The organism is Streptomyces sp. NPDC043685 (assembly GCF_056436585.1).
This window is the reverse complement of record NZ_JBWKCH010000004.1, coordinates 106,112-119,556: the sequence shown is the minus strand read 5'-3', so window position 1 is coordinate 119,556 and position 13,445 is coordinate 106,112. Positions and strand designations below refer to the sequence as shown.

Sequence of the window (13,445 nt, the reverse complement as noted above, 5' to 3'; positions counted from 1 at the left end):
CGGCCATGGAGAGCGAACCGGCGATCTTCACGGGAGCGGTGTTCTCCCTGTTCGGAGGCGGGCTGCTGGCCTGGACCGTGTCACGGGTGCGCCGGCAGCTGCCTGTCGCCGAAGGGGTGAGGCCGGCCCCTTCCGCGGCCCTCGCGAGCGCCGCCTCGGTGATCGCGCTGGCGCTCGCGGCGTGGTGCTTCACACGCCTGTGAGACCCGCGCCGGCCTCGCACCCGCCGGTAACCGGGGGGTCGCGCTCCGCACAGGGCCCGGCCTGCTCTCGATACGCCGGGCGGCAGGATCGGTGGTAGTCGGGTTACCGTTCGAGTGGCCGTTGCGGGCTTTTCCCGTTTGACACGGGGGCGGGATGTACCGTCACACTCCGCAGCGTCACCACGTTTCCAGCCCCGGTGAGCGACTCCGGGGAGGCCCAGTGTCGACCGGAGAGAAGAGCGAAGTTGTCCCCGACCAGCGAGACCGCGAACGGCGGCCGCCGACTCGTCATCGTCGAGTCGCCTGCCAAGGCGAAGACGATCAAGGGCTATCTCGGCCCCGGCTACATCGTCGAGGCGAGCGTCGGGCACATCCGCGACCTTCCCAACGGCGCCGCCGAGGTGCCCGACAAGTACACCGGCGAGGTCCGCCGCCTCGGTGTGGACGTCGAACATGACTTCCAGCCGATCTATGTGGTCAACGCCGACAAGAAGGCGCAGGTCAAGAAGCTCAAGGACCTGCTGAAGGAGTCCGACGAACTCTTCCTCGCCACCGATGAGGACCGCGAGGGCGAGGCCATCGCCTGGCACCTCCAGGAAGTGCTCAAGCCCAAGGTCCCGGTCAAGCGGATGGTCTTCCACGAGATCACCAAGGCCGCGATCCAGGCCGCCGTGGCCAATCCGCGCCAGCTGAACCAGAAGCTCGTCGACGCCCAGGAGACCCGCCGCATCCTCGACCGCCTCTACGGCTACGAGGTCTCGCCGGTCCTGTGGAAGAAGGTCATGCCGCGGCTGTCCGCGGGCCGTGTCCAGTCGGTCGCCACCCGGCTCGTGGTGGAGCGGGAACGCGAGCGCATCGCCTTTCGTTCGGCTGAGTACTGGGACCTGACGGGCACCTTCGCGACCGGCCGCGCGGGAGACCCGTCGGACCCGTCGTCGCTGGTCGCGCGCCTGCAGACCGTCGACGGCAGGCGGGTCGCGCAGGGCCGCGACTTCGACTCCCTGGGACAACTGAAGAGCGCGAACACCCTCCATCTCGACGAGGCGAACGCCCGCGCCCTGGCCGCCGCCCTGGAGCAGACGCGGTTCGCCGTCCGCTCGGTCGAGTCCAAGCCCTACCGCCGCTCGCCGTACGCCCCGTTCCGTACGACGACGCTGCAGCAGGAGGCCAGCCGCAAGCTCGGCTTCGGCGCGAAGGCCACCATGCAGGTCGCGCAGAAGCTGTACGAGAACGGCTACATCACCTACATGCGTACGGACTCCACGACGCTGAGCGACACGGCGGTATCCGCCGCCCGCGCCCAGGTCACGCAGCTGTACGGCGCCGACTACCTGCCGCCGCAGCCGAGGACGTACGCCGGGAAGGTCAAGAACGCGCAGGAGGCCCACGAGGCGATCCGCCCCTCGGGCGACCGTTTCCGCACTCCCGCCGAGACCGGACTGACCGGTGACCAGTTCAAGCTGTACGAGCTGATCTGGAAGCGGACCGTCGCCTCCCAGATGAAGGACGCCACCGGCAACAGCGTCACGGTGAAGATCGGCGGCACGGCGGCCGACGGACGGGACGTCGAGTTCAGCGCGTCCGGCAAGACGATCACCTTCCACGGCTTCCTGAAGGCCTATGTGGAGGGTGCCGACGATCCGAACGCCGAGCTGGACGACCGGGAGCGCCGGCTGCCCCAGGTCTCCCAGGGCGACGCCCTGAGCGCCCAGGAGATCACGGTCGACGGGCACGCCACCAAGCCCCCGGCCCGTTACACCGAGGCCTCCCTGGTCAAGGAGCTGGAAGAGCGCGAGATCGGCCGCCCGTCGACGTACGCGTCGATCATCGGCACGATCCTGGACCGCGGCTACGTGTTCAAGAAGGGCACGGCCCTGGTGCCGTCCTTCCTGTCCTTCGCCGTGGTCAACCTCCTGGAGAAGCACTTCGGGCGGCTCGTCGACTACGACTTCACCGCCAAGATGGAGGACGACCTCGACCGCATCGCCCGCGGTGAGGCGCAGTCCGTGCCGTGGTTGAAGCGGTTCTACTTCGGCGAGGGCACGGTCAGCGGCGGCGCGGCCGACGCCGGCAACGGCGACGGGGACCACCTCGGCGGCCTCAAGGAGCTGGTGACGGACCTGGGCGCGATCGACGCGCGCGAGGTGTCGTCGTTCCCGGTGGGCAACGACATCGTGCTGCGGGTCGGCCGCTACGGGCCGTACATCGAGCGCGGCGAGAAGGACACCGAGCAGCACCAGCGCGCCGACATCCCCGACGACCTGGCGCCCGACGAGCTGACCGTCGACCTCGCGGAGGAGCTGCTCGCCAAGCCGAGCGGTGACTACGAGCTGGGCACGGACCCCGCCACCGGCCACACGATCGTCGCCAAGGACGGCCGCTACGGCCCGTACGTGACGGAGGTCCTCCCCGAGGGCACCCCGAAGACAGGCAAGAACGCGGTCAAGCCGCGCACGGCGTCGCTGTTCAAGACGATGACCCTGGACACGGTGACCCTCGACGAGGCCCTGAAGCTGATGTCGCTGCCGCGTGTCGTCGGCACCGACGCCGAGGGCCAGGAGATCACCGCGCAGAACGGCCGCTACGGCCCGTACCTGAAGAAGGGCACCGACTCCCGTTCCCTCCAGGCCGAGGAGCAGCTCTTCACGATCACGCTGGAGGAGGCGCTGGCGATCTACGCCCAGCCCAAGCAGCGTGGCCGGGCCGCGGCGAAGCCGCCCCTGAAGGAGCTGGGCACCGACCCGGTGAGCGAGAAGCCGGTCGTGGTCAAGGACGGCCGCTTCGGCCCGTACGTCACCGACGGGGAGACCAACGCGACCCTGCGCTCCGGCGACAGCGTCGAGGAGATCACCCCGGAGCGCGGTTTCGAGCTGCTCGCCGAGAAGCGCGCCAAGGGGCCGGCGAAGAAGACCGCGAAGAAGGCGGTCAAGAAGGCGCCGGCGAAGAAGACGACGACGGCCAAGAAGACCGCAGCGAAGAAGACCACCACCGCGAAGAAGGCGACCGCGAAGAAGACGACGGCGAAGAAGACCACCGCCGCCGGCAAGACTGCAGCCACGGCGGCGACCGCCGCCAAGTCCGTGGAGGACTGAGGTCGTTCGAGTCCTGTGCGACGTCCGGGCCGCCGCGCCCGGACCTTCGCCCAGGGTTCGGAAAGCGAACGCCCCGGCAACACTTCGGTGTCGGGGCGTGCGCATGCCAGGCCGCGCCCTCCAGCGTGCCGGTGGCTCCCGATAGGCTGAACGCATGACGCGAGCCGACCACCCAACGGCCCCTCAGCCCGCCCCCGACGATGCCCTGGTCGCGGACTCCCGCGAGCGTGCCGTCCGCGCCCTGCTGCGCCGACCGCAGCTGAAGCGGTTGTGGAGCGCACAGCTCGTGGGGGGTGTGGGGGACACCCTCGCCCTTCTCGTCCTGGTCGTTCTCGCACTCCAGGCGGCCGTCGCCGAAGGCTCGTTCGGGGGCGGTTACCGGGGTGTGGCGTTCGCAGTGGCGACCGTTTTCGGGGTGCGCATCCTCGCGACGCTGCTGTTCGGCGCCGTACTGCTCGGTCCGCTCACCGCACTCACCTCGCAGGACGGTCCGCTCGACCGCCGCTGGACCATGGTGGGCGCCGACGGGCTGCGCGCGGCGCTGCTCATCGTCGCGCCCCTGTGGATCGACTGGACGCCCGACGACGCGCTGACACTGCTGCTCGTCACGGCCTTCGTGACCGGGGTCGCCGAGCGGTTCTGGACGGTGTGCCGCGAGAGCGCGGCCCCCGCGCTGCTGCCCGCCCCGCCGCCGGAGGGCGCGACGGTCCGGCCGCTGCCCGACCACATGGACGCCCTGCGCCGCCTGTCGCTGCGCACCAACTTCGTGGCGATCCCCCTCGCGGCCGTCGCCCTCCTCGTCGCCTCCCTGTTCAACAATCTGCTCGGCGCCGGCATCGACTGGTTCGGCCAGCACCAGGCGGCCCTCGCCTCCTACGTCGCGGCCGGGCTGTTCGCCGCGTCCCTGTCCGTGCTGACGTTCCTGGAGCTGCCCGACACCCGCACCCCGCGTGCGCGGTCGCCGCTCGAGGGGCTGCGCCGCCCGAAGACCGGCACCGGCACCGACAAGGGCCGCACCGGCGCGTTGCCCCTGCTGGTGCTGGCCAGTGCCGCCGTCGCCGCGGCGGTGTCGGCCGCCGTCGCCGTCGCCGTGCTGCACGCCAAGGACCTGGGCGGTGGCCCGGTGCTCTACGGCCTGTTCGTGGCCGCGCTGACCGGCGGTGTCGTGGTCGGCATCCGCACGGCGCCCTCCTTCATGCCGGCGCTGTCCCGGCGCAGGCTGCTCGCGCTGACGATCGCCTTCACCGGTATCGCCCTGCTGGCCGCCGGGCTGGTCCCGGACGTCACCACCGTGCTGCTGATCCTCGCGCTGGCCGGCGTCGGCGCGGGCATGTCCGCCAACATCGGTCACACCCTGCTCGACCAGGAGACCGAGGAGTACCGGCGGCCCCGCACGACGGAACACCTGCACGCGGTTGTCCGGGTCTTCGTGGCGCTCGGCGCGGTGATCGCCCCGCTCGTCGCGGCGGCGATCGGTCCGCACCGGCTGGAGAGCGGCAAGTTCGTCTTCGCGCACGGCGGTGCGGCCTTCGCGCTGATGCTGGCCGGCGCCCTGCTGCTGCCGGTGGCCGCGCTGGTGCTGGCCAAGGCCGACGACCGTTCCGGTGTGCCGCTGCGGCAGGACCTGAAGGACGCGCTGCTCGGCGGCGACGACCCGGAGCAGGGCCCGTCGGCCTCCGGCTTCTTCATCGCCCTGGAGGGCGGCGACGGGGCCGGCAAGTCGACCCAGGCCGAGGCGCTCGCCGAGTGGATCCGCGGCAAGGGCCACGAGGTCGTGCTGACGCGCGAGCCGGGGGCGACGCCCGTCGGCAAGCGGCTGCGGTCGATCCTGCTGGACGTGTCGAGCGCCGGTCTGTCCCACCGCGCGGAGGCACTGCTGTACGCGGCCGACCGGGCCGAGCACATCGACACCGTCGTACGGCCCGCCCTGGAGCGCGGCGCTGTCGTCATCTCCGACCGGTACATCGACTCCTCCGTCGCCTACCAGGGAGCCGGCCGCGACCTGTCGCCGACCGAGATCGCCCGCATCAACCGCTGGGCCACGAACGGGCTGGTGCCGCATCTGACCGTGCTGCTGGACGTCGCGCCGGAGACCGCGCGCGAGCGGTTCACGGAGGCGCCGGACCGGCTGGAGTCGGAGCCCGCCGAGTTCCACGCGCGCGTGCGGGCCGGTTTCCTGACCCTGGCCGCGGCCGACGCCGGCCGGTACCTGGTGGTGGACGCCGGCCAGGAGCCCGAAGCCGTCACGACCGTCATCCGGCACCGGCTCGACCAGGTGCTGCCGCTGTCCGAGGCCGAGATCAAGGCCCAGGAGGAGGCGCGGCGGAAGGCCGAGGAGGAGGCCCGCCGCAAGGCCGAGGAAGAGGCCGCCCGCAAGGCCGAGGAGGAGCGCCTGGAGCGCGAGCGCCAGGAGCAGCTGGCCAAGCTGCGCGCCGAGGAGGAGGAGCGCAAGCGCCGCGAGCTGGAGGAGGCGCAGCGCCGCGAGGCCGAACGGCAGGCGGAGGAGGCCCGGCGCCGCGCCGAGGAAGCGCGCAGGAAGGCCGAGGAGGAGCGGGCACGTCTTCTCGCGGAGGAGAAGGCCCGCGCCGAGGAGGAGGCCCGCCGCAAGGCGGAGGAGGAGCGCCGCCGCAAGCAGGCCGAGGAGGAGGCGCGGCTGCGCGCTGAGGCCGAGGCGCTCCGGCTGGAGAAGCAGCGCAAGGCCGAACAGGCGCTGCTGCGGGCCGAGGAAGCCCGGCGGCTCGCGGAGGCGGCGGCCGCCGCGGCCGAGGTCGGCCCCAAGAACTCCGCCCCGAAGGGTGCCGCGGGTTCCGCCGCTTCCGCCCAGGACGCGCCGACCGTACCCACGCCGGTGGTGTCCCCGGGCGGCGGCGCCGGAGACGACACGACGGTGCTGCGCCCGGTGCGGGACGAGGAGCGCGGTGCGGGCCGGGCTTCCGGTGAGTCCGACGCCGACGTGACGGCCGAGCTGCCGATGCCGCCGCCGGTGGCGCCGGAGGCCGACGACCGGACGGAGCTCCTGCCGCCGGTGTCCCCCCGCGCCGGGGACGAGACCGAGGTGCTGCCCCCGGTCCGGCCGGGAGACGCCGAGGAGACGGCGGTGCTGCCTCCGGTCCGGCCGGCAGACGCCGAGGAGACGGCGGTGCTGCCTCCGGTCCGGCCGGCAGACGCCGAGGAGACGGCCGTTCTCCCGCCCGTGCGCGGCGATGACCCGGCGGACCGGGTTCCGCCCGGGTACTTCCGCAAAGACGCCCCGGCCCCCCGGCCCGACGGCACCGAGGACCGCACGCGGGAGATGCCCCAGGTCGACGCCGACGGGGCACCGCGCCGCCGCCGGTCCGACTGGGCCGAGGAGACGCCGCTGGACGACCTGCCCTCGCTGGCGGACGAGCTGCTCGGACCGCACGACGACGAGCCGGACGAGGGGCGCGGACGCCGGGGCCGAGGCGGCCGGGGGCGCTGACGCCTCCGGCGGACGGGCGCGGGACCCGGGCTCCGGCCGCGCGCGGGACCCCGGGCTCCGGCCGCGCGGTCGGACGGGGGCGGCGGGCGTTGTCAGTGGTCGCCCCCACAATGGAGCTCGCAACGCGGAACGTGATGGAAGGGCGGCGTGACCCATGACCGTGTGGGACGACCTCGTCGGGCAGGAGAGGGTGAGCGAGCAGCTGGCCGCCGCCGCTCGGGACGCCGACGCGCTGGTCACCGCGGTCGCCACCCACGTTCCGCCGCCCGAGGCGTCGAAGATGACGCACGCGTGGCTGTTCACGGGCCCGCCGGGGGCCGGGCGCAACCAGGCGGCGCGGGCGTTCGCGGCGGCCCTGCAGTGCGTGAGCCCCGACCGGGCCCTCGGCGGCTCCCCGGGCTGCGGCTTCTGCGACGGCTGCCACACGGCGCTGATCGGGACGCACGCCGATGTCACCACCGTGGCGGCCGTCGGCACGCAGATCCTCGCCGACGACATGCGCGACACCGTCCGCAAGTCGTTCACCTCGCCGGCCAACGGCCGCTGGCAGATCATCCTCGTCGAGGACGCCGAGCGGCTGAACGAGAAGTCGGCCAACGCCGTCCTCAAGGCCGTCGAGGAACCCGCCCCGCGGACGGTCTGGTTGCTGTGCGCGCCCTCCATCGAGGACGTCCTGCCGACCATCCGCTCCCGCTGCCGCCACCTCAACCTGAGCACGCCGAGGGTCGACGCCGTCGCCGACATGCTCGTCCGCCGCGAGGGCATCGAGCCGGACGTGGCCGCCGCGGTGGCCCGCGCGACCCAGGGCCACGTCGACCGGGCGCGCCGCCTGGCCACCGACCCGGCCGCGCGTGAACGCCGTGCCGCCGTGCTGAGGCTGCCGCTGCGCGTGGGGGAGATCGGCGGTGCGCTCAAGGCCGCGCAGGAACTCGTCGACGCGGCCGCCGAGGACGCCAAGCAGCTCGCCGAGGAGACGGACTCCAAGGAGACCGAGGAGCTGAAGACGGCTCTCGGCGCCGTCCAGGGCGGGCGCATGCCCCGGGGCACCGCGGGCGTGATGAAGGACCTGGAGGACAAGCAGAAGCGCCGCAGAACGCGCACGCAGCGTGACAGCCTCGACCTGGCCCTGACCGACCTCACGGCCTTCTACCGCGATGTCCTCGCCCTCCAGCTCGGCTCACGCGTGGCCATCGCCAACGCGGATGCCGAGGACGCCTTGGAGCGCCTCGCCCGCGACAGCTCCCCGGAGTCCACCCTCCGCCGCATCGAGGCGATCGCCGCCTGCCGGGACGCCCTCGACCGCAATGTGGCGCCCCTGCTCGCGGTGGAGGCCATGACGATGGCGCTCAGAGCGGGCTGAACAGGCGCGGGAGGCCGCCGGGCCGGGGCGGACGCGGGGGAGCCGCGGGGCCGGGGGGCTGATGCGGACACCACGTCGGACGCCGGATGTCGGTGGCGTGGCGCCGCCGGAGTCGATGCAGCAAGGCCGGGTCGGGCAACGGACGGCGACGCCGGACTCCGACACCGGGTTCCGGGCACCCACCCCCGTCCGAGCCGGACGGACGCCGTCCCAGCCGGACGGACCGCCGCACGAACCGGACACGGCATGGCATTGACCCCGTCACTCGTACGAGGCACGACACGCACGCAGGGCACTCATCCCGTCGCCCAGAGTTACGCTCGCTGGATGGACACAAGGCGCACCCCCCGCTCCGCCTCCGCCTCCGGCGGTCTCCACCGCAGGACACGCAACCGTGCCAAGACCGCCGCCGGTCTCCTCGCCACGGCCGCGCTGCTCGTCTCCGCCTGCTCCTCCGGGAGCGCGACGACGTCCGCCGCCTCAGCGGCGGCGGAGGCGGCGCTGATCGCGTTGCCGCAGGCCACGCCCGCGGCGCTCTCGTCGTACTACGGGCAGAAGCCCGCCTGGCGCGCCTGCGGCACCCCCGGCTTCGAGTGCGCCACCCTCAAAGCCCCGCTGAACTACGCCGAGCCCTCCGCCGGGGACGTCCGGCTCGCGATCACCCGCAAGAAGGCCACGGGCCCGGGCAAGCGGCTCGGCTCGCTGCTCGTGAACCCCGGCGGACCGGGCGGCTCGGCGGTCGGCTACGTGCAGGCGTACGCGGGCATCGGCTACCCGGCCGAGGTGCGCGCCCGCTACGACATGGTCGCGGTCGATCCGCGCGGTGTGGCCCGCAGTGAGCCGGTCGAGTGCCTGGACGGGCCGGACATGGACACGTACACGCAGACGGACACCACGCCCGACGACGCGAAGGAGAAGGACGGCCTGGTCGCGGCGTACCGGACGTTCGCCGAGGGCTGCGGCGCGGACGCGCCCCGGCTGCTGCGCCATGTGTCCACCGTCGAGGCGGCCCGGGACATGGACATCGTGCGGGCGGCGCTCGGCGACGAGAAGCTGAACTTCTTCGGGGCCTCGTACGGCACCTTCCTCGGGGCGACGTACGCCGGGCTGTTCCCGGACCGGGCGGGCCGGCTGGTGCTGGACGGCGCGATGGACCCGTCGCTGCCGGCCCGGCGGCTGAACCTCGAACAGACGGCGGGCTTCGAGACGGCGTTCCGGTCGTTCGCGAAGGACTGCGTACGCCAGTCCGACTGCCCGCTGGGCGGCAAGGGCACCTCGCCCGAACAGGTCGGCAGGAACCTCAAGGCGTTCTTCGGGAAGCTGGACGCGCGGCCCCTCGCCACCGGCGACGCCGACGGCCGCAAGCTCACCGAGTCGCTCGCCACCACGGGCGTGATCGCGGCCATGTACGACGAGGGCTCGTGGGAGCAGCTGCGCGAGGCGCTGACGACCGCGATGAAGGAGAAGGACGGCTCCGGGCTCCTCGTCCTCTCCGACGCCTACTACGAGCGGGACGCCGACGGTGCGTACAGCAACCTGATGTTCGCCAACGCGGCGGTGAACTGCCTGGACCTGCCGCCCTCCTTCGACACCGCCGACGAGGTGGGCAAGGCGCTGGCCGACTTCGAGAAGGCGTCGCCGGTCTTCGGTGAGGGCCTGGCGTGGTCCGCCCTGAACTGCGCGTACTGGCCGGTGCGGGCCACGGGCGAGCCGCACCGCATCGAGGCGAAGGGCGCGGCGCCCATCGTCGTGGTCGGCACGACCCGGGACCCGGCGACCCCCTACCGCTGGGCGCGGGCCCTGGCCGGTCAGCTCTCCTCGGGGCGTCTGCTCACCTACGAGGGCGACGGCCACACGGCCTACGGCCGCGGCAGCGCCTGCATCGACCGGACGATCAACGCCTACCTGCTCCGCGGCACCCCGCCGACGGACGGGAAGCGCTGCTCATAACCCCGTTCCCAGCCCCGGAAGGACCGCCTCCGGGGCTGGTGCGGAGCACCCTCGGAAACTGTGTAGACTTACCGTCGTTGCTGATCGCACCATAGTGCGGACAGCGCGCCGCCTTAGCTCAGATGGCCAGAGCAACGCACTCGTAATGCGTAGGTCTCGGGTTCGAATCCCGAAGGCGGCTCCGGCAAAAGGCCAGGTCACATAACCCGTGACCTGGCCTTTCGTGTTTCCCTCGGAAACGCCACCCCGAGCGCCCCGGTGGAACAGCCTTCCGTAGGTGGATCGCTCTGGTCTGCGTGCGCCGGAAGACCCGGCAGCGTCCCGGGCCGAGTGCCGCAGCCCCCGCCACAGCGCCCAGCGCTCTACGCAACTTCATGGTCGATTTCCCCGTCATGGAAGGAGGCGCGTGTCTTGCCGCTTGGCGTGAGTGCGTCAAGGTCGGCCGTGATCATAGGTCTGTTTCATGCAAGAAAAGGCGCATATGGCCCGTCTCGCACGCGCATTCGCATACGGTGGACTCGCTGCAATGGCCGCACCTCTGATGCTGCTCGGGCAGTCCACGACGGCCCACGCCGATCGGCTCCCTTTCCCCGGGGGTGGATACGTCTCCGTCAGCGGTCCGGCAGGACCCGGCGAGACAGTGGAACTCACGGTCAAGGAGCGCCCTGGCAATCCGCATCCGACGTCGGTGGAGGTCTCCAGCCCGGCGCTGACCGACGAGACCACCCTCGGTGACACCAAGAGCGCCTGGGTGGGTGCGGGCCGGATCAGAGAGAACGTGAAGCCCGGCACGTACCCCGTGACGTTCACGCTGCGCCACAAGGATGCCGACTGCGTGACGGAAGAGGACCGCGGCTATGTGTGCAGCTACCCCTCGATCGTGCTGCGGGGAGAGGTGAAGGTCTCGGCTCCGGACGAGGCCCCGGCATCGGGCGACGAACCGGGCTTCGGCGGCGGCTTGGCGCTCGGCATCGCGTCGGGCGCCGTGGGGACGCTGGCGGCGGGCGGGATACTGCTGCGCCTCCGGCGCCGCGAGGCTGTCGATGAGTCCTCGCCAAGCTGAAACCTGAAACCCCAGGCCGGACGGAACCCGGCCTGGGATTTCTGTGTGTCAGTGGCTTGTCTCCCGCTCCACCGGCAGCCACAGTTCCGCGTCCGCCCGCGTGCCGTCGGGTGACAGGCGGGCGCGGAGGATCTCCGGGCCCGGGCGGGTGCGGTAGGGGTTGGACGGGAACCACTCCGTGAACACGTCGCGCCAGAGTTCCTGGATGGCCTCGGGGGCCGGGCCCGACGTGGTGAAGACCACCCAGGTGCCCGGCGGGACCGGGAGCGTGGTGGTGCCCTCGGGGGCCGGGCCGGGGGCCGGGGCCGATGTGATCACGGCGTGGTAGTAGTCCAGTTCCGTGCCCTCCGCGCGGCTCGGGTCCAGGTCGTCGCAGACCGCGACGAGGCCGCGCGGATCCTGGTCGGAGAGTTTCTCCAGGCGTTCCACGGCCGGCTTGTCGAGGCCGCGGACGAAGTCGGTGATCGCCGGGTTCGGGCCGGAGTGGATCAGGGGGATCCGGGCCTTGAAGCCCAGGACGGTGAAGGCCGGGCGGTCGGTGACGCGGTAGTGCATGCTGCTGCTCCCTTCGACGGTGAGGCGGAAGGTCAGCCGGGGCTGGGAGACGAGCGCGGCGCCGGTGCGCCGGGCCTCGCCGGGGCCCACGCCGTGCATCGCGCGGAACGCCCGCGCGAACGCCTCTCCGGATCCGTAGCCGTAGCGGACCGCGATCTCCAGGAGCGTCGCGTCGCCCGCCAGCACCTCCGCGCCCGCGACCGTCAGCCTGCGGCGGCGGACGTACTCCGACAGGGGCATGCCTGCCAGGGCGGAGAACATGCGGCGCAGGTGGTACTCCGAGGTGCACGCCGTACGCGCCAGGTCCGTCACGTCCACGGTGTCGGCGAGGTTCCGTTCGATCCGGTCCATCGCCTGGTTGAGCCGGTCCAGCACGCCGGGCTCCTTCCTTTTCGTGCCCTCACGCTAGGCAGCGCGACCCCCGCCGCACCCGACATCCTGTGCCCGCTCCGGTCGGGTGCCGCCCGCCCCGGCCGGGGTGGGGCGAACCGCCGTCGGACAGACGTACGCCGGGCGTCCCCGCCGTGAACGGCTAGCATCGCCCGTCGACCGTAGGCGCCGACCGGATGAGGTGAAGGACATGGGGGCACCCAGGATCGCGGTCGCCGTGGTGACGATGGGCAACCGGCCCGAAGAGGTCGACGCCCTGCTGGAGTCCGTGGCCAAGCAGGATGCGCCGCCCGAGCGGATCGTCGTCGTCGGCAACGGCTGCCCGCTGCCCGACTTCGCCCGCCGACTGTCGCTGCCCGGTGAGGTCACCACCGTCGAGCTCGACGAGAACCTCGGCTGCCCCGGCGGGCGCAACGCGGCCCTCGCACGGCTGCGGGAGTTCGGCGACATCGACGTGGTGGTTGATCTCGACGACGACGGTCTGCTCGTCGACGCCGATGTGCTGCGCCGGGTGCGGGACCTGTACGCCGCGGACGAGCGGCTGGGCATCGTCGGCTTCCGCATCGCCGACGAGCTCGGCGAGACGCAGCAGCGGCACGTGCCCCGGGTCGGCAACGCGGACCCCCTGCGGGGCGGTTACGTCACCGGCTTCCTCGGCGGCGGCCACGCGCTGCGCATGGCGATGCTCGACGAGATCGGGGACTGGCCGGCCGAGTTCTTCTTCGCGCACGAGGAGACCGACCTCGCCTGGCGCGCGGTCGATGCCGGGTGGCGGATCCTGTACGCGCCGGAGCTGCTGCTGCGGCATCCGAAGACCTCGCCCGCCCGGCATGCCATCTACTTCCGCGTCAACGCCCGCAACCGGGTCTGGCTGGCCCGCCGCCGGCTTCCGCTCGCCCTCGTGCCCGTCCATCTCGGCGTGTGGGTGCTGCTCACCCTCGCCCGGAACCGGTCGGGCGCCGGACTGCGCGCGTGGTTCGGCGGGTTCCTGGAAGGTGTGCGGGAACCGGCGGGGGAGCGGCGGCCCATGCGGTGGCGGACGGTGTGGCGGCTCACCCGGCTCGGGCGGCCGCCCGTCATCTGACGCGCCGCAGAGATTGAGGGGCCCCGGCCGTTCACCTCCGCCGACCGGGACCCGGATCCGGCCGCGGCGGCGACACTCCCCCGAGTTGCGCGTCCAGACGCGCGTACCGTCGGGCCAGATCCGATGAAGTGATCACATCAGGTTTTGCCAACCGATCGCTAACATGTGGCCAATGGTTCGTCGTTGCGTCATCCGAGCGCCTGGCCTGAAGTCGCCGGACCGGGATCGGGGCGGCCGAGGAGACTGCCGGTAGGACTGCCGTGGGACTTCCGGTGGGACTGCCGGTAG

At 72.5% G+C, this 13,445-nt stretch carries 8 protein-coding genes and 1 tRNA gene; 8 read left to right on the top strand and 1 reads right to left on the bottom strand.

Features of this window, described 5'->3' with window-relative positions; all coding sequences use genetic code 11:
- Positions 1-5: 5 nt before the first annotated feature.
- The 7 genes from AC0665_RS13945 (at position 6) to AC0665_RS13915 (ending at position 11,128) form a co-directional block, all read left to right on the top strand.
- Positions 6-203: a hypothetical protein gene (locus AC0665_RS13945; RefSeq protein ID WP_468634993.1), complete on the top strand. Its 198-nt coding sequence runs from the start codon at positions 6-8 to the stop codon at positions 201-203.
- Positions 204-448: 245 nt separating this feature from the next.
- The gene (gene topA, locus AC0665_RS13940) at positions 449-3,295 is read left to right on the top strand and encodes a type I DNA topoisomerase (protein WP_478705074.1); all 2,847 of its coding nucleotides are present in this window, start codon (positions 449-451) and stop codon (positions 3,293-3,295) included.
- Positions 3,296-3,449: 154 nt separating this feature from the next.
- Positions 3,450-6,755, top strand: coding sequence for a dTMP kinase (gene tmk / locus AC0665_RS13935; RefSeq protein WP_478705073.1), 3,306 nt, complete (start codon positions 3,450-3,452; stop codon positions 6,753-6,755).
- A 154-nt stretch (positions 6,756-6,909) separates the two neighbouring features.
- Positions 6,910-8,115 carry a DNA polymerase III subunit delta' gene (locus tag AC0665_RS13930; protein WP_468408585.1) on the top strand — a complete coding sequence of 402 codons (1,206 nt, stop codon included), beginning with the start codon at positions 6,910-6,912 and terminating at the stop codon, positions 8,113-8,115.
- 327 nt (positions 8,116-8,442) lie between these two features.
- Positions 8,443-10,065, top strand: a complete 1,623-nt coding sequence (locus tag AC0665_RS13925) for an alpha/beta hydrolase (RefSeq protein ID WP_478705072.1) — start codon at positions 8,443-8,445, stop codon at positions 10,063-10,065.
- A 107-nt stretch (positions 10,066-10,172) separates the two neighbouring features.
- A tRNA-Thr gene (locus AC0665_RS13920) sits at positions 10,173-10,246 on the top strand.
- A 459-nt stretch (positions 10,247-10,705) separates the two neighbouring features.
- Positions 10,706-11,128 carry a hypothetical protein gene (locus AC0665_RS13915; RefSeq protein ID WP_478705071.1) on the top strand — a complete coding sequence of 141 codons (423 nt, stop codon included), beginning with the start codon at positions 10,706-10,708 and terminating at the stop codon, positions 11,126-11,128.
- A 48-nt stretch (positions 11,129-11,176) separates the two neighbouring features.
- On the opposite strand, the gene AC0665_RS13910 is transcribed toward AC0665_RS13915, so the two are convergent.
- Positions 11,177-12,058 carry an AraC family transcriptional regulator gene (locus AC0665_RS13910; RefSeq protein WP_478705070.1) on the bottom strand — a complete coding sequence of 294 codons (882 nt, stop codon included), beginning with the start codon at positions 12,056-12,058 and terminating at the stop codon, positions 11,177-11,179.
- A 205-nt stretch (positions 12,059-12,263) separates the two neighbouring features.
- Here AC0665_RS13910 and AC0665_RS13905 point away from each other — a divergent pair, with 205 nt between their 5' ends.
- Positions 12,264-13,157 carry a glycosyltransferase family 2 protein gene (locus AC0665_RS13905; protein WP_478508237.1) on the top strand — a complete coding sequence of 298 codons (894 nt, stop codon included), beginning with the start codon at positions 12,264-12,266 and terminating at the stop codon, positions 13,155-13,157.
- The last annotated feature ends 288 nt before the right edge of the window (positions 13,158-13,445 follow it).

Coding starts and splice junctions, on each gene's coding strand:
- AC0665_RS13945 (WP_468634993.1), top strand. CDS start 6: ATGGAGAGCGAACCGGCGATCTTCACGGGAGCGGTGTTCTCCCTGTTC.
- tmk (WP_478705073.1), top strand. CDS start 3,450: ATGACGCGAGCCGACCACCCAACGGCCCCTCAGCCCGCCCCCGACGAT.
- AC0665_RS13930 (WP_468408585.1), top strand. CDS start 6,910: ATGACCGTGTGGGACGACCTCGTCGGGCAGGAGAGGGTGAGCGAGCAG.
- AC0665_RS13925 (WP_478705072.1), top strand. CDS start 8,443: ATGGACACAAGGCGCACCCCCCGCTCCGCCTCCGCCTCCGGCGGTCTC.
- AC0665_RS13905 (WP_478508237.1), top strand. CDS start 12,264: ATGGGGGCACCCAGGATCGCGGTCGCCGTGGTGACGATGGGCAACCGG.